Here is a 25,656-nt window from a genome sequence, read left to right on the forward strand (position 1 = left end):
AGCCTGCTCGCGAAGAGGCCAGTCAGGCGATAGAGATCTCAGAGCTGCCCATCACGATCACGGAAGCCCAGCAGATACAGCACGCCATCCAGACCCAACGTCGAAATAGCCTGCTTCGCCGACTGTTTGACCAGTGGCTTGGCGCGAAACGCCACGCCCAACCCGGCAATCGCCAGCATCGGCAGGTCATTCGCGCCGTCGCCGACCGCGATGGTCTGCTCCAGACGCAAACCTTCCTTGTGCGCCAGCTCTTTCAACAGATCAGCCTTGCGCTGAGCATCGACAATCGGCTCGATTGCTACGCCGGTGCACTTGCCGTCGACCACTTCCAGCTCGTTGGCGAACACGTAATCGATGCCGAGTCTGGCCTGCAATTGCTTGGCGAAATAGGTGAAGCCGCCCGAGAGGATCGCGGTCTTGTAGCCCAGACGCTTGAGTTCGGCGAACAACGTTTCTGCGCCCTCGGTCAGACGCAGCGAGGCACCGATCGAATCCAGCACGCTGACGTCGAGGCCTTTGAGCAAGGCCAGACGCTCTTTGAAGCTGGCGCGGAAGTCCAGTTCGCCGGCCATTGCCCGCTCGGTGATTTCCGACACCTGCTCGCCAACACCGGCAGCCTTGGCCAGTTCGTCGATGACTTCGGCTTCGATCAGCGTCGAGTCCATGTCGAACACCGCCAGGCGACGGTTGCGACGGAACAGCGAATCTTCCTGGAAAGCGATGTCGACGTTCAGTTCTTGGGCAACGCTGAGGAATTCGGCCCGCAGTGCCTGCGGATCGGCCGCTTCGCCACGCACGGAAAACTCTATGCAGCCTTTGCCTTTATCGGCCGGCGTGTCCAGAGGCATACGACCCGACAGACGGTCGATGTGATCGATGTTCAGGCCATATTTGGCGGTGATCGAGCTGACCGCCTGCAATTGGCCGGCGGTCACTTTGCGGGTCAGCAAGGTCACGATGTGGCGTTTCTTGCCCTGATTGCCCACCCATTGCTGGTAATCCTCTTCGGACACCGGGGTGAAGCGCACCTGTTGATCGAGCTCGTAGCCCTTGAACAGGATGTCCTTGAGCACGGACTTGCCTTGCTCGGAATCGGGAATTTCGACCAGAATGCCGAACGACAGGGTGTCGTGGATCACGGCCTGACCGATGTCGAGGATGTTCACACCACCTTGTGCCAGAACGCCGGTAATGGCTGCCGTCAGACCCGGACGGTCGACTCCCGTGATGTTAATCAGGACGATTTCGCGCAACGCGCACCCCCGCAACTGGAAAAAAACCGCATTCTACCCACTTTCAGTGACCATCGGGCACCGCGAGCGCTTTGCCGGTCTAGGGCCTGTCGCTATACTGCGCGTCAACTTCACGGACAAAAGAGCCGAGCTCAGTGAACCGGCCCACGCCAGTTAAAACCGATAACTTCTTCCTGCTGATCTTCCGTGCACTGCGCCACCGCCGTGTACCGATTGCATTGCGCATTGCCAGCCATAACGTGATCCTGGTCGCTCTGGCCCTGGTGATCTATGCCGGCGTGATGGGTTTGCAATTCAAGCAGGCCATGCACCAGCAGGCCGATGCGCTGGGCGAAAGCCTGACCACGCAGACCGCGACCTCTGCCACCGAGCTGTTGGTGTCCAACGACATCCTCAGCCTCAATGTGCTGCTCAACAACCTGACCAAGAACAAACTGGTGGCCCACGCGGCGATCTACAGCGTGGATAACCGCATCCTCGCCGAGTCCGGTCAGCGGCCCAAGCACAGCCTGTTGGGCGAAGCCGAAGGCATGTACGAGAGCAAGATCACCTTCCAGGATGTGACTGCCGGGCAACTGCGCATCAGCCTGGACATGGATCAGTTCCAGCAGCCGATGACCATCAGCCTGCAAAGCATGGGCATTCTCAGCGGGATTCTGCTGGCGCTGTCGCTGGCCCTGAGCCTGCGCATGGGCCGCTATCTGTCGACGCCGCTGCTGCAATTGCGCGTCTGGTTGCGCCGTATCGACGAGCACACGCCGGGCATTGATCGTCAGGATGAAATCGGCGATCTGGCGCGTCAGCTGCACGCCAACTACGCGCCGGAGCCTGCACCTGAACCGGAGCCTGAGTTCGAGGACGAAGAGGACGAGCCGGAATTCGAGGTGCGCAACTTGCGTGATCCGAGTTTCGACGAAACCCGTCCAATGGCCGCGCAGAAGCCGGCACCGCGACATCTGGTCAGCACCGTCGAAGACGATGATGACGATGACGCATTCGCCGACCTGCGCGACGAGTCGCTCAATGACGCGCCCCAACCCGTCGTCCGTAAACCGTCGCCCAGCGTGCCACAGCACACCGCCGTGCTGGCCGTGCAACTGGGCTCGCAGGAGCAACTGCGCCGCTTGCCACGGGCACGTCTGGAAGAGTTGCAGGAGCGCTATCGCGACTGCCTCGATCAGGCTGCCTCGTTGTATCAGGGCGAAATCGAAACCCTGAACGACGGCAGCACGCTGATGCTGTTTCACACCGAAGACAGCGGCGATGACTACCTGACCAACGCGATCTGCTGCGGCGAACTGCTGCGGGCGCTGGGTCATCAATTGCAGATTGAGGTCGCTGATAGCGGTATCACCCTGCAATTGCAATTGGGCCTGACCTTGGGTGACGAACTGTTTGGCCTGAGCCAGATTGATCTGCTGCTGACCGATTCGGCGCAGGATGCTCTGGCCCTGTCGCAGCACAGCCGCAACCTGCTGCTGGTTGAGCGCAAGATCAGTGACGATGCGCTGATTCGCCAGCGTGCACGGATCCGGCCTATCGCCAGTCCTGAGGGCGCTTGCTGCGTGGAGCGGTTGATGGAGCCTTATCCGTCGATGCTCGAGCGGCAACTGGCGCGGATGCATGAGCGCCGGGCGTAAGCTGTAGGAGCTGCAGAAGGCTGCGATCTTTTCGCTGCTAAACATAAGGCCCGCAGACGAGTGATTGTCTGCGGGCTTTTTTGTGGATGACTGAAAAGCCCCTCATCGGAACGCCGCCCGCCTAGCCCTCTCCCAGAGGGAGAGGGAACTGACTGGGGGATATTGGAGAGCTACACCGACTTGAACGCCCAGCTGTGAATCCATAATCGCCAGGTTCTTTCAGGTCAACGTATGACGCAAGCCCCCAGTCCGCCCCTGTTCTACCGAATCCATAATCGCCAGGTTCTTTCAGGTCGACGTATGACGCCAGACACCACGGTCGGCTCCCTCTGGGAGAGGGCTGGGGTGAGGGGCTGTTGATCTTCTAGCCCCCAGACACAACAAAGCCCGCACAAGGCGGGCTCTGTTCTGACTCGATCCAGCATTAGAAGCGAAACACTTCCATATCCGTCCGAATCGGCGATGCCATCGGAATCTTCGGCTGCTTCTCGGCTTCCGCCGCTGGCGCGGCCGGTTTCGGTGCCGATTTACGCGGTGCCTCGGCCACCGGTGGCTGATTGGCCAGCGGTTTCAACGCCACCGACAATTGCTCGGCCAGACGCTGCAGCAAAATGCCCTGCGCCTGAACCTGCGAAGCCGTACTGCCGGCATGCAGCTCTTGCAGATGCACGATGCGGTTATCACGCACCTGACCACGACGATCGATCAGGCGCCACTGCGCATCAAGAATCGCCGGCTGTTTCGCGCCGGAATCCAGACGCGTGATAGTCAGCAACACCTGCACATCCGGAGTAAATCCGCTCGTGGCCGGTGCCAGCACCACACGCTGGCTATCAAGATGGCCAGCGACCTGGCGCATCAGTAACTGATCAATATCCGACGAAAGGCTGCCAGCCCAACGACCGTCGGTCGCCGCTTGCAGACTGCCGTCCGGTTGACGTTGCAGTAATGTCTCACGTTGCAGGTAATCGGCTACGACTACCGGGCCCAATAAAACAGCCATGCCTGCGCTTTGCGCAGGCTGAACCGGACTTCCGCTGTCCAGTTGATACAGCGACACCGGCTGGTGAACGCTGCAACCCGCCAGGCCCAAAACGCCGGCGAGCAGGAAAATAAGGGGGCGCAGAGCAGTCATCATCCCGTCCAGGTGGCCGCCACAAGGCTGACCACAGTGAAAATACTCAATAAATATGAAGAACGCTCGGCCACGCCGGCGCTTGGAAAGGCCATATCATCCGTGAATATGCGTTCCGACTCCAGCGCCAAAGCGTCGATCTACGCGTTAAATCGTGGATCGAGCTCTCTAGGACGCCTAATTGAGGTTTTCGACGAGCAGCGCATCGACCCGCTGGAAGCCCCTTGGAAGCTTGTTGCCACGACGTCCACGTTCACCTTTGTAGTGTTCGAGGTCGTCGGCCTTCAGGGACAGGGTGCGTTTTCCGGCCTGCAATACCAAGGTGGCGCCTTCCGGAATGACGGCGATGTCCGTCACATATTCTTCGCGACTGGCCACACGCTCACCGGGAATACCGATGATCTTGTTGCCTTTGCCCTTCCCTAATTGTGGCAGATCGCTGATTTTGAAGATCAGCAGGCGACCTTCGGTAGTGACCGAGGCCAGCCAGTTGTGCTCACGATCCGCCACCGGCCGCGGAGCAATAACCTTGGCGTTGTTCGGCAGGCTCAACAGGGCTTTACCGGCCTTGTTCTTGGCTTGCAGGTCTTCGCCTTTCACCACGAAACCGTAACCGGCGTCGGAGGCGATCACGTATAACGCGTCGTCTTCCGGCATCAGCACGCATTCGAAGGTCGCGCCCGGTGGCGGTGTCAGACGACCGGTCAACGGTTCGCCCTGGCCACGCGCCGACGGTAGCGTATGCGCGGCAACCGAATAGCTGCGGCCGGTGGAGTCAATCACCACGGCAGACTGGTTGGAACGCCCCGCCGCTGAGGTCTTGAAGCCGTCACCAGCCTTGTACGACAGGCCGGTGGCGTCGATCTCGTGACCTTTGGCCGAACGAATCCAGCCTTTCTCCGAGAGTACGACGGTAACTTTCTCGTTCGGCAGCAAATCGTGCTCGGTCAACGCTTTGGCTTCGGTGCGCTCGACGATTGGCGAGCGGCGATCATCGCCATAGGTTTCGGCGTCTTTGATCAGCTCGGTACGCACCAGCTTCTTCAGCTTGGCTTCGCTGCCCAGAAGGGCTTGCAGCTTGGCTTGTTCCTTGAGCAGTTCGTCCTGCTCGTCGCGCAGCTTCATCTCCTCCAGTCGCGCCAACTGACGCAGACGGGTGTCGAGGATGTAGTCGGCCTGAATCTCACTGAGGGCGAAACGCTCGATCAGCTTGGCTTTCGGGTGTTCCTCGGTACGGATGATGTGGATCACTTCATCGAGGTTGAGGTAGGCAATCAACAAACCGTCCAACAGGTGCAGACGACGCTCGACCTTGTCGAGGCGGAATTGCAGGCGGCGACGCACGGTCTGCACGCGGAATTCCAGCCATTCGACCAGCAGCGCGCGCAGGTTTTTCAGCTGCGGCTTGCCGTCCAGGCCGATGATGTTGACGTTGACCCGGTAGGTCGACTCCAGCTCGGTGCTGGCGAACAGGTGCTGCATCAGCGCTTCGTGATCGACGCGGCTGTTGACCGGAATGATCACGATGCGGCACGGGTTTTCGTGGTCGGATTCGTCGCGCAGGTCAGCGATCTGCGGGGCTTTCGACGGTTTCGCCTGCATCAGCGCGGCGATCTGCTCAAGCACCTTGGCACCGGAGACCTGATGCGGCAACGCGGTGACGATGATGTCGCCGTCTTCGACGTGGTACACGGCGCGCATGCGCACCGAACCCTTGCCGGTTTCGTACATCTTCAGCAGGTCGGCGCGCGGCGTGATGATTTCCGCTTCGGTCGGATAATCCGGGCCCTGAATGTGTTCGCAGAGCTGTTCAACCGTGGCTTTCGGCTCATCGAGCAAACGCACGCACGCGGTGGCGACTTCGCGCAGATTGTGCGGCGGCACATCGGTGGCCATGCCCACGGCGATACCGGTGGTGCCGTTGAGCAGGATGTTCGGCAGGCGCGCTGGTAGCACCAGCGGCTCTTGCAGTGTGCCGTCGAAGTTCGGGCCCCAGTCGGCAGTGCCTTGGCCCAGTTCACTGAGCAGTACTTCGGAATAACGCGACAAGCGTGCTTCGGTGTAACGCATGGCGGCGAAGGACTTCGGATCGTCCGGCGCACCCCAGTTACCCTGGCCGTCGACCAGCGTGTAGCGATAACTGAATGGCTGGGCCATCAGCACCATCGCTTCGTAGCACGCCGAGTCGCCGTGCGGGTGGAATTTACCGAGCACGTCACCGACGGTACGCGCCGATTTCTTGTGTTTGGAATCGGCGTCCAGGCCCAACTCGCTCATCGCATAAATGATGCGACGCTGTACCGGTTTCAGGCCGTCGCCGATATGCGGCAAGGCACGGTCCATGATCACGTACATGGAGTAGTTGAGGTAGGCACTTTCGGTGAAGTCGGCCAGCGAGCGGCGTTCTACACCGTCCAGGCTGAGATCAAGGGGGTTGCTCATGCAGGCCTCATCGGTTCGTTGTCTGGCGCAGCAGCATGGTGCCACCGCGCTGAGTAAATTCAAGTTTGTTCAGGGCGCTCATGCCGAGCAACACCTGATCGCTATGCAGCCCCGGCGCCACCAGTGCGCGGACGTCCCGCAGCACGATGTCACCCAGTTGCAGGCGGTCGATTTTGGTCCGGTAGCCCTGGCTCAGGCCGTTGGCCGTGCTCAGGGTCACACCGAAACCTTCTTCCAGTTTCAAACGTTCGGCCAGATCCGCCGGGATCGCCACATCGGTCGCACCGGTGTCGAGCATGAACTCGACCGGCTCACCGTTGATCTGACCGCTGGCGACAAAATGCCCTTGGGCGTTGCCGGCCAGTTTCACCTCGATAAACCCTTCGCCCTGTTCCGAGCTGACTACGACGTTCGGATTTTGCTGGCGTTGCTCCCACTGGCCGAAAAACCGCGTAGCGAGAAACAGCGCCGCGCACCAGGCCAGAATCATCAGCACGCGACCGGCGCGCTTGCCCGGCGGTTGCTGGCTCATGGTTTGGCGCCCCAGCCACCGTCAGGCGCGGCAAAACGCCAGACGATCGGGCGTTTCTCGCCGTCGGCACGCACACCGTCGTTGTTGTCCAGACCGATCCACGCACCTTGCGCATCCACCACCAGCGCTTCCGCCAGACCATAGGCCTGTGAATAACGGCGCTGTGGCTGCAAAGCGTCTTCGGCGAACGACCAGCATTGTTCGACTTTGGCGGTCACCGCATCGCGGCGGCAGATCTGAAACGCGTTGCGCTCAAGGGTGAACAGCTTGCCGTTGAACAGCGACAGATCGGCGAAATCGCGGGTCACCGCACGGGCCTTGGGAAACTGCGGCGGCTGCATTTCGACGCCAGCTTCGCTGAGCAGCACACAGGCACCGTCGCAATCCCAGACCGTTTGCTGGCGCTTGATCTTCAGCAAACCACGGCGCTCACGTTCGGCTGCCAGCCACAACTGATCGCCCGCAGGGTTGACCGCCAGCCCTTCGAACAACGCGTTGAAGTGCAGCAACATGCCACTGGCCCGGGCTTCTTTCACCAGCATCGGTGAGATTTTCAGCCACGACGCCGGGCCTTGTGGCGGCACTTGCAACACGGCGGCATGGGCCTCGCTGACGATGTAGCGATTGCCGGCGCTGTCGCAGCTAATGCCTTCGAAATCCAGATCACCGCCACGGATGAACGACGCCGCCCAGGTGCGCGAACTCAATCCCCACGGCAAACCGCTGTCCGGCACCGGCGGCACGTCGATGTGCACAGTTTCCGCCTGCCAGACCTGATCAGCGGTTTTAAGCCGGTAGATCTGCTCATCATCGCGGTCGGACACCGTCCACAGTTCGTTGCCGCACAGCGCCAGCCCCGAGAGGTTGCCACCGCGCATGCCGTCGACCGGATGCTCGGAGAGCAGGCGCAATTCCTGTAACGGCTCGGCCGATACGGTCATTGCACTCAGCAGCAAGGCACCCGCCAAGGCCCAGCCAAACCGCATCAGGCCAGCACCTCGGCGAGGTTGCCTTTGGATTCGAGCCAGGTCTTGCGGTCACCGGCGCGTTTCTTCGCCAACAGCATGTCCATCATTTCCGAGGTTTCGGCAAAATCTTCACCCAGCGTCAGTTGCACCAGGCGCCGAGTGTTCGGGTCCATGGTGGTTTCGCGCAGCTGCGGCGGGTTCATTTCACCCAGACCTTTGAATCGGGTGACCTGTGGTTTGCCGCGCTTCTTCTCGGCGACCAGACGATCGAGAATGCCGTCACGCTCGGCTTCGTCGAGGGCGTAGTAAATCTCTTTGCCCAAGTCGATGCGGTACAGCGGCGGCATCGCCACATAGACGTGACCGGCATCCACCAGCGGACGGAAATGCTGGACGAACAGCGCACACAGCAGCGTGGCAATGTGCAGGCCGTCGGAGTCGGCGTCGGCGAGGATGCAGATCTTGCCGTAACGCAGCTGGCTCATGTCCGCCGCGCCTGGATCGACACCGATGGCCACGGCAATGTTGTGCACTTCCTGACTGGCGAGCACTTCGCTGCCGTCGACTTCCCAGGTGTTGAGGATCTTGCCGCGCAACGGCAGGATCGCCTGAAACTCCTTGTCCCGCGCTTGCTTGGCGGAACCACCGGCGGAATCACCTTCGACCAGGAACAGCTCAGAACGCATCGGATCCTGGCCGGCGCAATCCGCCAGTTTGCCCGGCAATGCCGGGCCTGCAGTGACGCGTTTGCGCTCGACTTTCTTGCTCGCCTTGAGACGACGGCCGGCGTTGTTGATCGCCAGTTCGGCCAGCGCCAGACCGGTTTCCGGGTTGGCGTTGAGCCACAGGCTGAACGCATCCTTGACCACACCAGAGACAAACGCCGCCGCTTCACGGGACGACAGTCGCTCTTTGGTCTGGCCGGAGAACTGCGGCTCCTGCATTTTCATCGACAGGACGAAAGCGATGCGCTCCCAGACGTCTTCCGGCGCCAGCTTCACGCCGCGTGGCAGCAGACTGCGGAATTCGCAGAATTCGCGCATCGCATCGAGCAGGCCCTGACGCAAACCGTTGACGTGGGTACCGCCCTGCGCCGTCGGGATCAGGTTGACGTAGCTTTCCTGCACCGCGTCGCCACCTTCCGGCAGCCATAGCAGCGCCCAGTCGACCGCTTCTTTGTTACCGGCGAAAGCGCCGCAGAATGGCTCGTCCGGCAAGCGTTCGAATTCGCTGACGGCGTCAACCAGATAGGAGCGCAGACCGTCTTCGTAATGCCACTCGACTTTCTCGCCGGTGCCTTTGTCTTCGAAGCTGACCAGCAGGCCCGGGCACAACACAGCCTTGGCCTTGAGTACATGCTTGAGGCGGCTGATGGAGAATTTCGGCGAATCGAAGTATTTCGGATCCGGCGCGAAGTACACGCTGGTGCCGGTATTGCGCTTGCCGACGGTGCCGACGATTTCCAGTTCCGAGGCTTTGAAACCATCGTTGAAAGTCATCTGGTATTCGTTGCCGTCACGCTTTACGCGCACGCGCACTTCGGTCGACAAGGCGTTGACCACGGAAATACCCACGCCGTGCAGACCGCCGGAGAACTGGTAGTTCTTGTTGGAAAACTTGCCGCCTGCATGCAGCTTGGTGAGGATCAGCTCAACGCCCGACACACCCTCTTCCGGGTGGATATCGACCGGCATGCCACGGCCGTCGTCGCTGACTTCCAGCGAGTGGTCGGCGTGCAAGATGACCTGCACCGATTTGGCGTGGCCGGCCAGGGCTTCGTCGACACTGTTGTCGATGACTTCCTGGGCGAGGTGGTTCGGCCGACTGGTGTCGGTGTACATGCCGGGGCGTTTGCGCACCGGGTCGAGGCCCGAGAGGACTTCGATGGCGTCGGCGTTATAAGAGCTAGCGCTGGGAGTGGCCATAGGGTCTCGTCGTCAGTCATTCATGAAATAGGGGCAAGACTTCACAATGCGGTGAAATCGATTGCCTGATACAAATCGGCGCCAACGCCGGCAAAACTCAGCAACGCCGGCAATTGCCCGGCAAAACCCTGGAAACTGTGATCGCCGCCGGCTTGAATACGCAAGGCGCAGGCGCGGTAATACTGCTGGGCGAGGCGATAATCCAGTGTTTCATCGCCGGTCTGCAACCACACCTGATAGCGCTGCGCATCCTGAGGGGCCGGCACTTCCAGTTCAGCCAGAGCGGTGACGTGGTCGTGGGTCAATTCCCAGGTTTCAGCGGTATACAGGTTTTTCTGTGTGCCCAGATAGCCGTCGAACATCCGGTGCGGGCTGACCGCCGGGTTGACCAGCAGGGCTTTCAGGCCATGGCGCTCGGCCAGGTGAGTCGCATAGTAGCCGCCGAGTGAGCTTCCCACCAGCAGCGGCCGGTCCAGTTCGGCAATCGCTTGCTCCAACTGACCGATGGCTTCACGCGGGTGGTGATGCAGGGCCGGGACACGCAGTTTGTCGCTCAAACCCAGTTGCTCCATCACCGTTACCAGCTGACAGGCCTTTTTCGAGGCTGGGGCGCTGTTGAAACCGTGGATATAGAGGATCGAACCGGACATTTGAGCTCCCTGGGTGTCGGTTTGGGTTTGCGGAGTTTACAGGGAGAGAAGATTGGATTGGGGGGTGGTTTCGAGAAATTGATCATTCAGCAGGAGCGGCCCTCACCCTAGCCCTCTCCCAAAGGGAGAGGGGACTGATTGGGGGATATTAAAGAGATACACCGACCTGAAAGTGATTGGGCGAATCCGTAATCGACTCGGTATTTCAGGTCGGCGTATGACGCCAGACACCTCGGTCGGCCCCCTCTCCCTCTGGGAGAGGGCTGGGCGGGCGGCGTTCCGATGAGGGGCTTTTGATTGGCAATCAGTAACCGTCAGAGCCGTAATCGACGGTGAAGGCAAAATTGGTGACCCGCTCCACGCCGGTTTCCAACCGCCCATCCGGCAACAACCGCAACCAGCGATACCCCGGCGCCTGCTCCCCCACCTTGAAGTCTTCACTCCCCGGCTCAAACTGAATGCACGTCGAAGGCGAAGCCATCAAGCGCACGCCATTGCGCTCACGATCAATCTCTTGATGCACATGCCCCCACAGCACCGCACGAGCCTGTGGAAAACGATCCAGCACCTCGAAAAACGCCTCCGGATTGCGCAAACCGATCGGCTCCATCCACGCGCAACCGATCGACACCGGGTGATGGTGAAAACACACCAGATGATGGCGCTCCGGCGCTTCGCTCAGCGAGCGCGCCAGCAGTTGCAATTGATCATCCTGCAAATACCCCGGCACCGAACCCGGCACCGCCGAATCCAGCAGCGTCACCCGCCAGTTACCGATATCGACTACCGATTCCAGCAGCGTGCTTTGCACGGCAGCCTCGGCCATGATCATCGGTTCGTCGTGATTGCCGGGAATCCAGCGCGCCGGCGCAGCGATCTGCGCGCTCATCTGGCGAAATTGCTGATACGACTCCAGCGTACCGTCCTGGGAGATATCGCCGGTAGCCAGAATCAGATCGATCTGCGGCTGCTGCCCAAGCACCAACTCAATGACCTTTTGCAGGCTCTCGCGGGTGTTCATGCCCAACAGTGTGCCGTCCGCTTCAGCAAACAAATGGCTGTCGGACAACTGCACCAGCAACGCCGGATCGGCGGTGGTCAACGTGGATACGCTCGGCAAGGCGTTCTCCCAAGGCAAAAGCACGGAATCGATCAAGTGCCGCAATTATGCTGGGGGATGACTGAAAGAGGAAACCGCCGAACCGGACGCAGTTCACAACTAGCGTACGACTTCGTACTCGTGCCCCAGCGCCAGGCAATGACTCAGCCATTCCCCCAGGAACAGATTGAGCTGAGCTTTTTCATCCGGCTGATGCATGGCGGCGTTCGGGTAAGGATAGATCCCGCGAAAGCGTCGTGCATGTTCGGCGCTGACCACTTCAGCCATGCGCGCGTCGTGATAGACCTGCACTTCCAGTTGCGGCACCGGCAACCACGGCAGGCTGTGTTCCTGACGCACTTGCAACGTGGTGGTGTAAGGACAGGTTTGCAGTACTTCGAGGGCCAGCACGCCGAGCATCTGCTCGCCCTGGGTCACGGCAATGCGCCGCGCCTCGGGCTCGTTGCGCATGTCCGGCAGCAGTCGCATCAGGCGCGCGTAGTTGGCCTCGCAGGCGGCTTGCAGCCCCACGAGGTCGACTCGATAGCGATCGCGCAATTTGTTTACGACCATAACCCCCTCACTTCGGCGCGGTTCAGCGCCAGCCACTGCAAGGCGATGATGCTCGCCGCATTGGCAATGCGTCCGTCACGGACGGCCTGCAAGGCATCTTCAAAAGCCCAGACCGTGACGCGGATATCTTCTGCCTCTTCTTCCAGGCCATGCAGGCCGCCAACGCCGTCGGTACTGCAACGCCCCAAGTACAAATGCACGAACTCGTTGCTGCCGCCCGGCGACGGGAAATATTTGGTCATCGGCCACAGGGCCTTGATGTCCAGTCCAGCTTCCTCCTGCGCCTCGCGGTGAGCAACTTCTTCCGGCACTTCTGCCTTGTCGATCAGACCAGCGACCAGTTCAATCAGCCACGGGTTATCGGTCTTGCCCATGGCACCGACGCGGAACTGCTCGATCAACACCACTTCGTCGCGCTGCGGATCGTAGGGCAGCATGCACACCGCGTCGTGGCGCACAAACACTTCACGGTTGATCTCGCGGCTCATGCCACCGGCGAACAACTCATGGCGCAGGTGCAAACGGTCGAGTTTGTAAAAACCCTCGTAGCAGCGTTCGCGTCGCACGACGTCGACGGCGGTCGGAATGGCGTTGGCAAAATCAGTCATGAGCATCCTCTTTACTACAGATCCATTACGAGGTTGCTGGTTGTTACTGGCAACCTCGACTTCGCGCCATCCTAACGCGCCCGAACGGTTTGATGCAGCCCCTTTACCGTCAGCGGGATGGACGGTGGAGGCGAAACCCACTCTAATTAGCTTAGTGGCGAACTGACTGCTTCTGCGAGAGTCGAAGCGGATATCTTTTTGCCTTCCCCTGCTTTCGAAAGGACGCCCATGTCGCTTTTCAAAATTGCCTCCGTGGCCGCCATCGCCCTGACTCTGGGCGCCTGCGCCAGCCTGTTCCAGCCCAACTACCGCACACCGCTGGAAACCACCCGCGATGCGTCGGAACAGCTTAAGCCTGGATGTTCCAACCCTGACTGCCCGCTGGTGAACATCGACACCCTGCGCTTCCCGGCCGAACCTGCGCTGGACGGCATCATCGAAAAACGTCTGCTGCAAATGACCCGCGCCGAGAAAAACGCCCCGGTAGCGCCGACCCTGGCGGCTTATCGCGAGCAGTTTCTGGCCAGCGCCGGCCCGCGCAACAGCAGCTACCTGCAAGCGAAAGTACGCGAGCAGCATGACGGCTTGGTGATCATCGAGGTGTCGAGCTACCTCGACACTGGCGGTGCGCATGGCACCCCGGGTCGCGGTTTCATCAACTATTCGCGCCAGCAACACAAAGTGCTGAACCTGTCCGACATGCTCGTGCCGGGTCAGGAAGAGGCGTTCTGGAAAGCGGCGCAAGTCGCGCATAACAGCTGGTTGATCAGCACCAAGCTCGACCAGGAAGCGGACTTTGTGAAGAGCTGGCCGTTCGTGAAAACCGCGAACGTGGCGCTGACCTATGGCGGCGTGATCCTCAAGTACGACGTGAGCACCATTGCGCCTTACGCGCTGGGCCACGTCGAACTGAAGATTCCTTATCCGCGTCTGAACGGCATTCTCAAGCCCGAGCTGTTTCCCGGCCGTAACTGAAGGCCCGGCCCAGCACTAGCTGCAACAGCCCTGCCAGCACCAGCGCCGGCAGGGTTGCGCCGACATCCGGATACAGATTCGCCAGCAAGTGGTAGGTGCTGACGCCACCCAACCACGCCAACAACGCCGGCCAGCGCAATGCGGCCGACGCCACCTGAGCGCTGCGCTTGCGCAGGATGAAGTGATCGACCAGCACCACGCCGAACAGCGGCGCAAACACCGAACCGATCAACAGCAGGAAATTCTGATACTGCGCCAACGGCGCCAGCAGGGCGATCAGCGTGCAGATCACACCGATGGCCAAGGCCAGATGCTCGACTTTCAGGCGCAACAGAATCCCGCTGGACACCGCTGCCGAGTGAATATCGGCAAAGGCGTTTTCCGACTCATCGAGCAGAATCAGCAGCAAAGGAATGCCCAGTCCGGCGCCGGCGAGTGCCAGCAGCAACGCGTTGACTTCACCGCTCGGCGCGAAGGCCAATGTGTAGGCAACGCCGAGGCTCATCAGCCAGAAATTGCCGATGAAGAAACCGACGGCAGTACCACCGAAAACATTCTTTGCGCGTTTGCCGAAACGCGAGTAGTCGGCGATCAGCGGCAGCCACGACAGCGGCATCGCAATGGCAATGTCGAAGCCCACGGCAAATGGCATCGAACCGTCACCGGCACGCGACCAGAGATCGGCCAGATCGGCTTTGGCGAACAGGTTCCAGGTCAGCCAGAGGCACGCCGCCAGCAGCAGCCAGATGCCCCACTTGCGCAGGATCTGTCGCACGAAGGTCAACGGCCCGCTGACCGCAAGCAGAGTCGCCAGGGCGCCGAAAAACAGCGTCCACAACATCGGGTTCGACCACAGCGAACCTTCGCTGAACGCGCGGCTGCCGAGCAGGCTCGCGGCGTCGCGCATGACGATGATTTCGAACGAGCCCCAACCGATCAGTTGCAGCAGGTTGAGCAGCGCCGGCAGGCTCGCGCCTTTGCTGCCGAGGCTGAGTTTGAGGGCAGCCATCGACGACAGGCCGGTGTCGCTGCCGATCACGCCGACGGCGGCCAGCAACAGTACGCCGACCAGCGTGCCAAGGAAAATCGCCAGCAGCGAACCGGACAGACCCAGACCTGGCGCCAGCAATGCGCCGGTCTGCAAAACCATCAGGCCGATGCCGAGGGAGAACCACAGGGAAAACAGGTCGCGACCGCCGAATACACGCTTGTCGGCGGGCACGGCGAGGTCAGGAGAATAAGTGCTGGGTTGAATGCTCAAGGGTGTTATCTCAAAAAGGAGCAGAGAAAAAGCTGCAAGCTGCGAGCTACAAGTTAGAAGCAGTGCGCGGACTGCTTCTGATCTTGCAGCTTGTAGCTTGCCGCTCGGGGCTAGACTTTCTTGTACAGCTGACTGCCTTCCTTCTTGAACCGCTCGGCCTGTTCCGCCAGGCCTTGGGCGACGTCCACGTCGACCGCGTCGATCCGCTGGTTGGCCGCGTATTCGCGGACTTCCTGAGTGATCTTCATCGAGCAGAATTTCGGTCCGCACATCGAACAGAAATGCGCGACCTTGGCCGAATCCTTCGGCAGGGTTTCATCGTGATACGAACGCGCGGTGTCCGGGTCCAGACCGAGGTTGAACTGGTCTTCCCAACGGAATTCGAAACGCGCCTTGCTCAAGGCGTTGTCGCGAATCTGCGCGCCTGGATGTCCTTTGGCCAAGTCCGCCGCATGCGCCGCGATCTTGTAAGTGATGATCCCGGTCTTCACGTCATCCTTGTTCGGCAGGCCCAAGTGCTCCTTCGGCGTCACGTAGCAAAGCATCGCGCAACCGAACCAGCCGATCATCGCCGCACCGATACCTGAGGTGATGTGGTCGTAACCCGGCGCGATATCAGTGGTCAGTGGGCCGAGGGTGTAGAACGGCGCCTCGTCGCAGCACTCCAGCTGCTTGTCCATGTTTTCTTTGATCAACTGCATCGGCACGTGGCCCGGACCTTCGATCATGGTTTGCACATCGTGCTTCCAGGCGATCTTGGTCAGTTCGCCGAGGGTTTCCAGTTCGCCGAACTGAGCAGCATCGTTGGCGTCGGCAATCGAACCCGGACGCAAGCCATCGCCCAGCGAGAAGCTGACGTCATAGGCTTTCATGATTTCGCAGATTTCTTCGAAATGCGTGTAGGCGAAGTTTTCCTTGTGATGCGCCAGGCACCACTTGGCCATGATCGAACCGCCACGGGACACGATACCGGTCACGCGTTTGGCGGTCAGCGGCACGTAGCGCAGCAATACGCCGGCGTGAATGGTGAAGTAGTCGACGCCCTGCTCGGCCTGCTCGATCAGTGTGTCGCGGAACAGCTCCCAGGTCAGGTCTTCGGCCGCGCCACCGACTTTTTCCAGCGCCTGATAGATCGGCACCGTGCCGATCGGCACCGGCGAATTGCGGATGATCCACTCGCGGGTTTCGTGAATGTGTTTGCCGGTGGACAAGTCCATGATGTTGTCCGCGCCCCAGCGAATACCCCAGGTCAGTTTCGCCACTTCTTCTTCGATGGACGAACCCAAAGCACTGTTGCCGATATTGCCGTTGATCTTCACCAGGAAGTTACGGCCGATGATCATCGGTTCCAGTTCGGTGTGGTTGATGTTGGCCGGGATGATTGCGCGGCCACGGGCGATCTCTTCACGGACAAATTCGGGGGTGATGATTTTCGGCACACTGGCGCCGAAGCTGTGACCCGGGTGTTGCTGATCGAGCAGGCCGGCGGCGCGGGCCACCTCAAGCTTCATGTTTTCGCGGATGGCAACGAATTCCATCTCGGGCGTGATGATGCCCTGACGCGCGTAGTGCATCTGCGTGACATTGCCACCGGCCTTGGCGCGGCGCGGGTTGTTGACGTGGGCAAAGCGCAGTTTGGTCAGTTCCGGATCGGCGAGGCGTTCGCGGCCGAAGTTGGAACTCAGGCCCGCCAGGCGCTCGGTGTCGCCACGGTCGTCGATCCACGCCGAACGCACATCGGCGAGGCCTTTGCGTACGTCGATGACCACGTTCGGATCGGTGTACGGGCCCGAGGTGTCGTAGACTGTCACCGGCGCGTTGATTTCGCCGCCGAAATCGGTCGGCGTCACGTCGAGGGTGATTTCGCGCATCGGCACGAGGATGTCCGGGCGCGAGCCCTGAACGTAGACTTTTTGCGAACGGGTGAACGGCTTGACCGATTGCTCGTCGACCTTGGCCGAGTCACTCAGGTTGATCGCGTTTTTTGATTTTGTAGTCATCACGGGCTCTCCAGACAGCATCCAGGCAGTGGATTGTCGGAGCAGAACCTGAAAGGCACGGACGCACCAGGACCGGTGCTGTGCATCGTCGTCGAGCGTTCGATTGTCGAACAATATCCCGGACGAAGCACAAGAGGACTCGCCGGGTGACGAGAAATCTTGTTCCCTACGCAGGCGCTAACCTGATCAGGTTCAACGGGATCCGAAATTATTCGATCTCAGCCTCATAGCAAGGCACCCCGACAAGAACCCGGCCAGTCTAGACACAACCGGCAAAGAACGCCAACACCGCAGCAAACACCATGATGAATGGCGCAAATACACAGGTTGGGCCGATTGTTGTGATCGGTTTGCGCAACTACACTCGCTTTGCCCCGCCACGCCTTGACGCTGTGGGGCCTGCGCCGTACCTTTGGCGCCCGGATTACTTCCATAATATTAATGCTAGGGATCGCCTCATGCTGCGCAAACTCTCACTGGCTCTTGCCGTGTCTTGTGCGTCCAACGCAATGGCCTGGGCAGCAGAAGCGCCCTTGTCGACCAAAACCGATCTGGTCAGCGTCTATCAGGAAGCGGTCGACAACAACGCCGACCTCGCCGCCGCTCGCGCTCAGTACGGCGCACAGAAGGAAGTGGTGCCGCAGGCCCGCGCCGGGCTGTTGCCGAATCTATCGGGCGGTGCCGAAGTTGCCAATGTGCGCACGTCGATCGATCAGCCTTCGGCCACGGCCAACCGCAGCGCTCACTCGTATCAGGCAACCTTGGCTCAGCCGTTGTTCCGCGCCGATCGCTGGTTCCAGTATCAGGCCGCGAAGGACGTCAACGAGCAAGCCGCGCTGCAACTGTCGGCGACCGAGCAGAATCTGATCCTGCAATCGGCCGAGAGCTATTTCAACGTGCTGCGCAGCCAGGACAACCTCGCTTCAACCAAGGCTGAAGAAGCCGCATTCAAGCGCCAGCTCGACCAGTCCAACGAACGCTTCGATGTCGGCCTCTCGGACAAGACCGACGTGCTGCAATCGCAAGCCAGTTACGACACCGCACGGGCTAACCGTATCGTTGCGCAGCGTCAGGTCGATGATGCCTTCGAAGCGCTGATCACTCTGACCAACCGTCAGTACAACTCGATTCAGGGCATCGTCCACACGTTGCCGATCTTGCCGCCGGCACCAAACGATGCCAAGGCGTGGGTCGATACTGCAGCGAAACAGAACCTTAATCTGCTGGCGAGTAACTTCGCCGTCAGCTCCGCCGAACAGACCCTCAAGCAACGCAAGGCCGGCCACTTGCCGACCCTTGATGCGGTGGCCAAATACGAAAAGGGTGACAACGACGCCCTCGGTTTTTCCAACCCGAACGCTTTCGGTGTGCCATACCGCGACAACGTCGAACAGAGCACCGTCGGCCTGCAACTGAACATCCCGATCTACAGCGGCGGGCTGACCAGCTCGCAAGTGCGCCAGTCGTATGAACAACTGAATCAGAGCGAACAACAGCGCGAATCGCTGCGTCGGCAGATCGTCGAGAACACTCGCAACCTGCACCGCGCGGTGAACACCGACGTCGAGCAGGTGCAGGCGCGCCGCCAGTCGATCATCTCCAACCAGAGCGCAGTGGAAGCTACGGAAATCGGTTATCAGGTCGGCACCCGCAACATCGTTGACGTGCTCGATGCGCAGCGTCAGCTGTACACCTCGGTGCGCAATTACAACAACACGCGTTATGACTACATTCTCGACAACCTGCGTTTGAAGCAGGCGGCGGGGACGTTGAATCCGGGGGATCTGGAAGATCTGCGGCGTTATCTGAAGGCTGACTACAACCCGGACAAGGATTTCCTCCCGCCGGATCTGGCCAAGGCTGCCGAGGCGCAGCTCAAGGCCCGGCCTTAAGCCTTAAAAACAAAAGATCGCAGCCTTCGGCAGCTCCTACGGGAAACGTATTCCAATGTAGGAGCTGCCGAAGGCTGCGATCTTTTTGCTTACTTGATCAGTCCGCCCAAGCCATCCAGCAAACGCTGCAACGCGCCCTGATTGCGGCGCATCACAGCTAGCCCGGCGTCGGCCATGCGCTGCGCATCGCGCGGCAATTCGAACAAGCGCTGTACTTCCACCGCCAGCCCTTCGGCATCATCCACTTCAGCCAACGCCCCGGCTTCACGCAATTGCGCGGCGATGTCGAGGAAGTTGAACAGGTGCGGGCCACTGATTACCGGTTTCGCCAAGGCTGCCGGCTCCAGCAGATTGTGCCCGCCGTTAGGCACCAGACTGCCGCCGACAAACGCGCTGTCCGCCAGTGCGTAGAGAAACAGCAATTCGCCCATGGTGTCGCCGAGCAGCACGCTAGTCTGCGCATCGACATTGGCCCCGGTCGAACGCCGAACCGTGGCGAAGCCTTCGCGCTGGCACAGTTCGAACACCGAGTTGAAGCGTTCCGGGTGACGTGGCACCAGAATCAGCAGCGCATCCGGGTGATTGGCCAGCAAGCGACGGTGGGCATCGAGCACCACTTCGTCCTCGCCTTCGTGGGTGCTGGCGGCGATCCACACTGGGCGTTCCAGCGCCTGCCACTGCCCGCGCAGTTCGGCGGCGCGTTGCAACAGTTGCGGGTCGATGGTCAGATCGAACTTGATCGAACCGGTGACCTCGACTGTCTCCGGACGCGCGCCCAGATCACGGAAGCGCTGGGCTTCGGTTTCGGTCTGGATTGCGAAAAAACTCATTTCGGCAAGCATCGGCGCGGTCAGCTTGCTGAAGCGGCCATAGCCGCGTGCCGAACGCTCGGACAAGCGCCCGTTGGCCAGCGCCACCGGGATTCCACGCTTGGCGCACTGATGAATGTGGTTGGGCCACAACTCGGTTTCCATGATCACCGCAAGCTTGGGCTGAGCGCGATCAAGAAACCGCGCCGCCGCACACGGCAAGTCATACGGCAAATAGCAATGCTGAATGCGCGGCTCATTGGGGAACAGCGCCTGAATCCGCTCCGAACCGGTCGGCGTCATGCAGGTCACCGTGATCGGCAACTGTGGATAGCGTTGCAGCAAGGCGCGGATCATCGGCGCCGCGGCAATGCTTTCGCCCACCGACACCGCGTGCACCCAGATGCCGCCGGGTTGCAGTTTCGGCATGCCGCAGGAGAAGCGTTCGCCAATCCGTTTGGCGTACGCCGGCGCCTTGCGCGCCCGCAGCCACAGCCGAATCGCCACCAATGGCAGCCCCAGGTAAAACAGCGCGGTGTACAGAGTTCTATTCATGGCGGCGGAGTTTATCGGCTTTTGCCGCTGATCGCGCGCAAGTGCACGGCAAAACGTTCGGCTAGCCAACGCGCGGCCGGGCCAAGTGGCTCGTCGCGGCGCCAGACCAGTTCCACCACCAGTGCCGGCGGCGTCCATTCGCTGTCGAGTTCGACCATCAAGCCCTGATACGCCGAGTACTGCACCACATGCCGCGGCAACCAGGCCCAGCCGAGATCGCGCACCAGCCATTCGGACATGACGTAAAAACTGTCGGCGCGCCACACCTGTGGGCTGGCCGGCTCGTTGCCGGGGTAGACACTGGTTTGCGTCGACATCAACAATTGCCGATGTTGCGCCAGTTGTTGGCAGGTCACGTAAGACTGCGTCGCCAGCGGATGATTGATGCCGCAAACCGTGACCATTTCCACGCTGCCCAGCACGCGACGCTCCAGCGCTTCGGGGATTTCGTCGTGATAGAACAGCAGGCCGAGATCGGCCCGGCGCTCGACCAGTTTGTGCGCGACCTCGCCTTGGGCGGCGCTGGTCAGTTGTACTTCGAGGCTAGGGAATTGCTCGGCCAGTTCACCGAAGCTTTCCACCAGCGCCTGATAGGGCATCGCCTCATCCTGGGCCACGCGCAGTTGAGCTTCCTGGCCGCGCATCATCGCCATCGCCCGGCCATTCAGACGCTCGCACTGGCGCAGGACTTCACGTGCATCTTCCAGCAACGCTTCACCCGCTTCGGTGAGGGTTGGCTGGCGACCGCTGCTACGCTCAAACAGGCTGACGCCCAAATCATCTTCAAGCATGGCAATCGCGCTGCTGATCGCCGACTGCGCTTTGCGCTGCTGACGCGCTACAGCGGAAAACGAGCACTGCTCAGCAACGCCGACAAACACCCGTAGCTGATCTAGATTCCATTGCATGCTTATTCACCAACCCATCTCTGTAGCAGATAGGTAATGACTTTACCCCATCTGGCGAATCACTAGAATGCCGCCTCAGCAAGCAACGTTTCACATGAGGATTTGAACCATGAACGCCTACGCTTACCTGGCCATTGCCATCTGCGCCGAAGTGATCGCCACCGTGTCGATGAAAGCCGTCAAAGGCATCAGCACGCCGCTGCCGTTGGTGCTGGTTATCGTCGGTTACGCGATTGCGTTCTGGATGCTGACGCTGGTGGTGCGCACCGTTCCGGTCGGCGTGGCCTACGCGGTCTGGGCCGGCATGGGCATCGTGATGGTCAGCGTCGCGGCGCTGTTCATCTACGGGCAGAAGCTGGATATCCCGGCGATGCTGGGGATGGCGTTGATCGTGCTCGGCGTCGTCGTGATCCAGCTGTTCTCGAAAACTGCCGGACACTAAAATCCAACCACAATCCCTGTGGGAGCGAGCTTGCTCGCGAAAGCGGTTCGTCAGACGCATGATTGCTATCTGACACACCCTCTTCGCGAGCAAGCTCGCTCCCACATTTGGTTCTGCGTTCAACCTGTTGATCATCGACAAATCCGCCTCTTTCCCGAGTCTGTATACTGCGCCCTCGTCTTGAACACTGAGGTCGCTGCATGCCATCCGTTATTTCCACCGACGTTCTGATTGTCGGCGCTGGTGTCGCCGGCCTCTGGCTGAACGCGCGTCTGCGCCGTCAGGGTTTTTCGACCGTGCTGGTGGAAAGCGCCAGCCTCGGCGGCGGGCAGAGTGTGAAGTCCCAGGGCATCATCCACGGCGGCGCCAAATACGCGTTGCACGGTGCCCTGACCGGTGCCTCGGAAGCCATCGCCGACATGCCGCGCCGCTGGCGTGAAGCGCTGGCCGGCAATGGCGAACTGGATCTGTCCGGCGTACGCCTGCTGTCCGAAGCTCACTATTTGTGGTCGCCGGGCACTCTGGCGGGCAACCTCACCAGTTTCTTCGCCAGTAAAGCGGTGCGCGGCCGGGTCGATCAGGTCAAGGGCGAGCAACTGCCCCCAGCTCTGCAAGACAAACGCTTCAAGGGCAAGGTCTATCGTCTCGCCGAACTGGTGGTCGACGTGCCAAGCCTGATTCAGCGTCTGGCCGATCTGGCCGGCGATGGCCTGCTCGCCGGGCAAACCATCGAACCATTGCTGGAAGCCGGCGTGCTGGTCGGTTTGAAAGTCGATGGCCGCGAAATCCGCGCGCAACGCATCGTCCTCAGCGCCGGCGCCGGTACCGCCCAACTGCTCGAAAATCTTGGTTTGAGCCAGCCGGCCATGCAACGCCGGCCACTGCACATGATCATCGCCAAAGGCCCGGGCCTGAAACCGCTGTTCGCCCACTGCCTGGGCGGCGGCACCAAACCGCGCATCACCGTGACCACGCATCCGGCCGCTGACGGCCAGTGGGTCTGGTACATGGGCGGCGACATCGCCGAAAGCGAAGGTGTGAATCGCGAACCGGCCGATCAGATCACCACCGCGCAGAAAGAGATCGCTCAGTTGTTACCGTGGATCGACCTCAGCACCACACGATGGGCGACCTTGCGTGTCGACCGTGCCGAGCCGCTGCAAACCGGACTGACTCGCCCGGACAATGCCTTCCTCGCCGAACAGGGCCGTTTGCTGGTCGGCTGGCCGACCAAACTGGCGCTGGCGCCAGACTTTGCTGACCGCGTGATCGCCTCTCTTGAACGCGACGGCATCCAGCCGCAAACCACCGAACCGCTACCGGCCCTGCCAAAACCACCAATGGGCATTCCTGCCTGGGAGCAATTGCTGCCATGACCATTGCCAGCCTGCATGACTTCCACCGTTCGCTGGGCAGCACCGGTCTGACGGTTTCGCCACTGGGTCTGGGCACGGTCAAACTCGGCCGTGACCAAGGCGTGAAATACCCCAACGGTTTTCAGATTCCCGGCGACGATGAAGCGCGGATGCTGCTGCGTCAGGCGCAAGATCTGGGCATCAACCTCATCGACACCGCCCCGGCCTATGGCCGCAGCGAAGAACGCCTTGGCCCGCTGCTACGCGGCCAACGGCAAGACTGGGTAATTGTCAGTAAGGTCGGCGAAGAATTTGCCGATGGCCTGTCGCGCCACGACTTCAGCGCGGCGCACACACGGATGTCGGTGGAACGCAGCCTGCAACGTCTTGAAACCGATTTTATCGACCTGGTGCTGGTGCACTCCGACGGCAACGACATGGCGATCCTCGAACACGAAGAGGTTTACGCGACTCTCGCGGCGCTCAAGGCCGAGGGCAAGATTCGCGGCTTCGGCTTCTCTGGCAAGACTGTCGAAGGTGGCTTGAAAGCACTGGAGCAAGGCGACTGCGCGATGGTCACCTACAATCTGAACGAACAAAACGAGAAGGCTGTCATTGACTATGCTGCTGCCCACGGCAAAGCCATTCTGGTGAAAAAAGCCTTGGCCAGCGGTCATGTTTGCCTGAGCCCGGGCGTCGATCCGGTGCGCGCCAGCTTCGAATTGCTGTTCGCGCAACCTGGCGTGGCCAGTGCTATTGTCGGGACGATCAATCCGCTGCACCTCGCCCACAACGTTGCGACCGTTGCCCAGGTCCTACGTGGTCACTGACGCCGCTTCGCGGCCTTAAGCAGGAGCCGATATGCCGCGCACGCTCATCAGAAAGAACCCGAGCAACTTCAAGACCCTGCCGCTGTTCGTCGAAGCCACCCCCGAAGGCCTGACCTATCAGAGCGTCGGCATGCCGCTGAACTTCGCGCAGACCTTGCAGCGACGCAAACCGGTGAGCGTGGCCGATGCCGAGCGCTTCTCGCTGGAATTGGCCAACCTCGGAGTCTCGGTGCGCCTGACCCTGCATTGGCAGAACCGCGACTATTGGGTACTGGTGCGCCAGCGCCGGCAGGATCGCGGCGACGTCGTCCTCAAGTTGATTTCCGGCTACGTACCGGCGCACGAATTGAATATTCCGCTGCACACCGCCATTCAGGAAATTGCCGAAGAGTGTTTGCTCGAGACACCGGAAGGCTGGCTCGGCGGGCGCTTCAACGACACATGGCTGCCAGCGCCCTACTCTGCGGCGCTGCATTATCGCGAGGCTCTGCCGTTTCGCCTGACGCCGTTGTCCGGCTCGGCGCGCCCCATACGCAGCGCCAATCTGCAATTGCTCGAACGGCCTCGGGCCTACGTGCATCTGCCGACCGCCTCATTGCAATTGATCTACGACTTGCGCCTGGATGTGCCCAAGGAAGCCAAATCCTTGAGCCTGTTCCACGTTGACGAGCGTCTTGAAGGTGATCAACTGGTGGCCCGGCTCGACCGAAAGCGCCCCGACCTGTACTTGATGCCACTCAAGGACGGCGCGCCACTGGCCGAGTTGTACACGCTCAAGCGCGACAAACTCGTTGCCGCCAGCACCCGAGGTCTGTATCTGGCCGAGAGCTTTGCGACACAGACCGGCTGGGTCGTGCGCGAGGAGCGGATTCGCTGGAAGGACTGGCTGGTGCAACAGGGCCTGCAACCGGCGAAAGCCCCGCGTCAGGGGCTCAAGCAGTTGAGTATCAAGGCGCTGCGAATAATCGGGCTGGGCAAAAAAACCGCCAAATAGCGGTTTAGCGTCGGCGATCCCACCACGTGCGCAACCCGGCGAAGAAATGGAAGTAGCGATTTTCGCGCTTGCCCATGCCGCGTTTGGGCGAGAACGATTCTTCGGCAAAGGCACCGGTAATGCGCACCCGTGACGCCTGGGTCGACAGCGTGCAGATTTTGGCATCCACCTGCTGCAGTGCATATTTGAGCAGCCGCTCGGAATGCAGCTTTCGGCCTGTCGCCTTGCAGAAATCGAAAATGCGCTCGATTCGCTTGCCGTAAGCGACATACGTATCGCGCCCGCACACAGCAAAACGGTCGTTCAAGCCGCCCCACCACTGCCAGTCCGGGATGTACGCGTAATGCTGCCGCGCCTGCGGATGATTGAACACATAGCCGGGTAACGCAGTGTGGAAGAAGTTATCCGGACGCACGAAGACGACGAAATCCGGATCGAAGGATTCGATCATCGTGGTCACGGTGTGCAGCGAATTGAGCTGATAGATCAGGTTGCGCAGCGACGCAAAGTCGTCGGCCCAGGTATCGCCCTGCGCTTTGACCTGCTCGAAATTCCAGCGCTCCAGCACGCCGTCGGTCGAGGTGAGCGTGCCGCTCATCGACTCGAACGGCTGGTAGTTATCCGCATTCAGTTCGCCTTTCTCACCGGACCGCGAGTTCTGCACCTCATCGATCTGGTACAGGTGGTAGAAGCATTTGACGTCGCTGCCCGCAGGCAACTGCGCCAGCACATTCTGTTCGATGGAGGGGAAACAGATCGGCGAGTTTCTCGGGATCCCGAAAAAAGCCACGGCAATTTTCAACACTCAAC

General features: G+C 60.6%; 22 protein-coding genes and 1 riboswitch. Of the genes, 7 read left to right on the forward strand and 15 right to left on the reverse strand.

Annotated elements, in window-relative coordinates; genetic code table 11:
* Positions 1 to 38: 38 nt before the first annotated feature.
* On the reverse strand, positions 39 to 1,253 hold the full coding sequence (gene serB, locus FGA82_RS20660) for a phosphoserine phosphatase SerB (RefSeq protein ID WP_141128517.1): 1,215 nt from the start codon (positions 1,251 to 1,253) through the stop codon (positions 39 to 41).
* A gap of 134 nt (positions 1,254 to 1,387) precedes the next feature.
* Here serB and FGA82_RS20665 point away from each other — a divergent pair, with 134 nt between their 5' ends.
* Positions 1,388 to 2,893: an AhpA/YtjB family protein gene (locus FGA82_RS20665; RefSeq protein WP_141128518.1), complete on the forward strand. Its 1,506-nt coding sequence runs from the start codon at positions 1,388 to 1,390 to the stop codon at positions 2,891 to 2,893.
* Positions 2,894 to 3,317: 424 nt separating this feature from the next.
* Here FGA82_RS20665 and FGA82_RS20670 read toward each other — a convergent pair whose 3' ends face one another.
* The 9 genes from FGA82_RS20670 to FGA82_RS20710 form a co-directional block, all read right to left on the reverse strand.
* Positions 3,318 to 4,028, reverse strand: a complete 711-nt coding sequence (locus FGA82_RS20670) for a PqiC family protein (protein WP_141128519.1) — start codon at positions 4,026 to 4,028, stop codon at positions 3,318 to 3,320.
* Positions 4,029 to 4,205: 177 nt separating this feature from the next.
* Complete coding sequence (parC, locus tag FGA82_RS20675) at positions 4,206 to 6,470, reverse strand: DNA topoisomerase IV subunit A (RefSeq protein WP_141128520.1); 2,265 nt, start codon at positions 6,468 to 6,470, stop codon at positions 4,206 to 4,208.
* A gap of 7 nt (positions 6,471 to 6,477) precedes the next feature.
* Positions 6,478 to 7,002: a retropepsin-like aspartic protease family protein gene (locus FGA82_RS20680; protein WP_141128521.1), complete on the reverse strand. Its 525-nt coding sequence runs from the start codon at positions 7,000 to 7,002 to the stop codon at positions 6,478 to 6,480.
* Entirely contained in the window at positions 6,999 to 7,988 is a 990-nt protein-coding gene (locus FGA82_RS20685) for an esterase-like activity of phytase family protein (RefSeq protein WP_141128522.1), read from the reverse strand. Before FGA82_RS20685 ends, FGA82_RS20680 begins: the two co-directional genes overlap by 4 nt.
* The gene (gene parE / locus FGA82_RS20690) at positions 7,988 to 9,895 is read right to left on the reverse strand and encodes a DNA topoisomerase IV subunit B (RefSeq protein WP_141128523.1); all 1,908 of its coding nucleotides are present in this window, start codon (positions 9,893 to 9,895) and stop codon (positions 7,988 to 7,990) included. The genes FGA82_RS20685 and parE overlap by 1 nt, the downstream gene beginning before the upstream one ends.
* Positions 9,896 to 9,936: 41 nt before the next feature.
* Positions 9,937 to 10,545: a YqiA/YcfP family alpha/beta fold hydrolase gene (locus tag FGA82_RS20695; RefSeq protein ID WP_141128524.1), complete on the reverse strand. Its 609-nt coding sequence runs from the start codon at positions 10,543 to 10,545 to the stop codon at positions 9,937 to 9,939.
* Positions 10,546 to 10,849: 304 nt separating this feature from the next.
* A complete protein-coding gene (gene cpdA, locus FGA82_RS20700; RefSeq protein WP_141128525.1) occupies positions 10,850 to 11,665 on the reverse strand; it encodes a 3',5'-cyclic-AMP phosphodiesterase in 816 nt (271 codons plus the stop codon).
* Between the two features lie 99 nt (positions 11,666 to 11,764).
* Entirely contained in the window at positions 11,765 to 12,217 is a 453-nt protein-coding gene (locus tag FGA82_RS20705) for a DUF1249 domain-containing protein (RefSeq protein WP_016985685.1), read from the reverse strand.
* The gene (locus tag FGA82_RS20710; RefSeq protein ID WP_141128526.1) at positions 12,208 to 12,825 is read right to left on the reverse strand and encodes an NUDIX domain-containing protein; all 618 of its coding nucleotides are present in this window, start codon (positions 12,823 to 12,825) and stop codon (positions 12,208 to 12,210) included. Before FGA82_RS20710 ends, FGA82_RS20705 begins: the two co-directional genes overlap by 10 nt.
* Before the next feature lie 228 nt (positions 12,826 to 13,053).
* On the opposite strand from FGA82_RS20710, the gene FGA82_RS20715 reads away from it, so the two are divergent.
* Entirely contained in the window at positions 13,054 to 13,800 is a 747-nt protein-coding gene (locus FGA82_RS20715) for an RsiV family protein (RefSeq protein WP_141128527.1), read from the forward strand.
* Here the strand turns inward: FGA82_RS20715 and cytX are convergent.
* The gene (gene cytX / locus FGA82_RS20720; RefSeq protein ID WP_141128528.1) at positions 13,769 to 15,061 is read right to left on the reverse strand and encodes a putative hydroxymethylpyrimidine transporter CytX; all 1,293 of its coding nucleotides are present in this window, start codon (positions 15,059 to 15,061) and stop codon (positions 13,769 to 13,771) included. The genes FGA82_RS20715 and cytX overlap by 32 nt on opposite strands.
* Before the next feature lie 110 nt (positions 15,062 to 15,171).
* A complete protein-coding gene (thiC, locus tag FGA82_RS20725; RefSeq protein ID WP_077570562.1) occupies positions 15,172 to 17,061 on the reverse strand; it encodes a phosphomethylpyrimidine synthase ThiC in 1,890 nt (629 codons plus the stop codon).
* 146 nt (positions 17,062 to 17,207) lie between these two features.
* Positions 17,208 to 17,313: riboswitch (TPP riboswitch) on the reverse strand.
* Positions 17,314 to 17,519: 206 nt separating this feature from the next.
* Here thiC and FGA82_RS20730 point away from each other — a divergent pair.
* Entirely contained in the window at positions 17,520 to 18,953 is a 1,434-nt protein-coding gene (locus FGA82_RS20730) for a TolC family outer membrane protein (protein WP_093430148.1), read from the forward strand.
* An 89-nt stretch (positions 18,954 to 19,042) separates the two neighbouring features.
* On the opposite strand, the gene waaA is transcribed toward FGA82_RS20730, so the two are convergent.
* Positions 19,043 to 20,317 carry a lipid IV(A) 3-deoxy-D-manno-octulosonic acid transferase gene (gene waaA, locus FGA82_RS20735; protein WP_141128529.1) on the reverse strand — a complete coding sequence of 425 codons (1,275 nt, stop codon included), beginning with the start codon at positions 20,315 to 20,317 and terminating at the stop codon, positions 19,043 to 19,045.
* Between the two features lie 11 nt (positions 20,318 to 20,328).
* Positions 20,329 to 21,231, reverse strand: coding sequence for a LysR family transcriptional regulator (locus FGA82_RS20740; RefSeq protein ID WP_349305996.1), 903 nt, complete (start codon positions 21,229 to 21,231; stop codon positions 20,329 to 20,331).
* Between the two features lie 103 nt (positions 21,232 to 21,334).
* Here FGA82_RS20740 and FGA82_RS20745 point away from each other — a divergent pair, with 103 nt between their 5' ends.
* The 4 genes from FGA82_RS20745 (at position 21,335) to FGA82_RS20760 (ending at position 24,846) form a co-directional block, all read left to right on the forward strand.
* Positions 21,335 to 21,667, forward strand: a complete 333-nt coding sequence (locus FGA82_RS20745; protein WP_007915730.1) for a DMT family transporter — start codon at positions 21,335 to 21,337, stop codon at positions 21,665 to 21,667.
* 200 nt (positions 21,668 to 21,867) lie between these two features.
* A complete protein-coding gene (locus tag FGA82_RS20750; RefSeq protein WP_141128531.1) occupies positions 21,868 to 23,043 on the forward strand; it encodes an NAD(P)/FAD-dependent oxidoreductase in 1,176 nt (391 codons plus the stop codon).
* Entirely contained in the window at positions 23,040 to 23,852 is an 813-nt protein-coding gene (locus FGA82_RS20755; RefSeq protein ID WP_141128532.1) for an aldo/keto reductase, read from the forward strand. Before FGA82_RS20750 ends, FGA82_RS20755 begins: the two co-directional genes overlap by 4 nt.
* A 31-nt stretch (positions 23,853 to 23,883) precedes the next feature.
* On the forward strand, positions 23,884 to 24,846 hold the full coding sequence (locus FGA82_RS20760) for a metal ABC transporter ATPase (protein WP_141128533.1): 963 nt from the start codon (positions 23,884 to 23,886) through the stop codon (positions 24,844 to 24,846).
* A 4-nt stretch (positions 24,847 to 24,850) separates the two neighbouring features.
* Here FGA82_RS20760 and FGA82_RS20765 read toward each other — a convergent pair whose 3' ends face one another.
* Positions 24,851 to 25,651: a hypothetical protein gene (locus FGA82_RS20765; RefSeq protein ID WP_141128534.1), complete on the reverse strand. Its 801-nt coding sequence runs from the start codon at positions 25,649 to 25,651 to the stop codon at positions 24,851 to 24,853.
* Positions 25,652 to 25,656: the final 5 nt, after the last annotated feature.

This window comes from Pseudomonas fluorescens (genome assembly GCF_005938625.1).
GTDB classification, from domain to species: Bacteria; Pseudomonadota; Gammaproteobacteria; order Pseudomonadales; family Pseudomonadaceae; genus Aquipseudomonas; species Aquipseudomonas fluorescens_BD.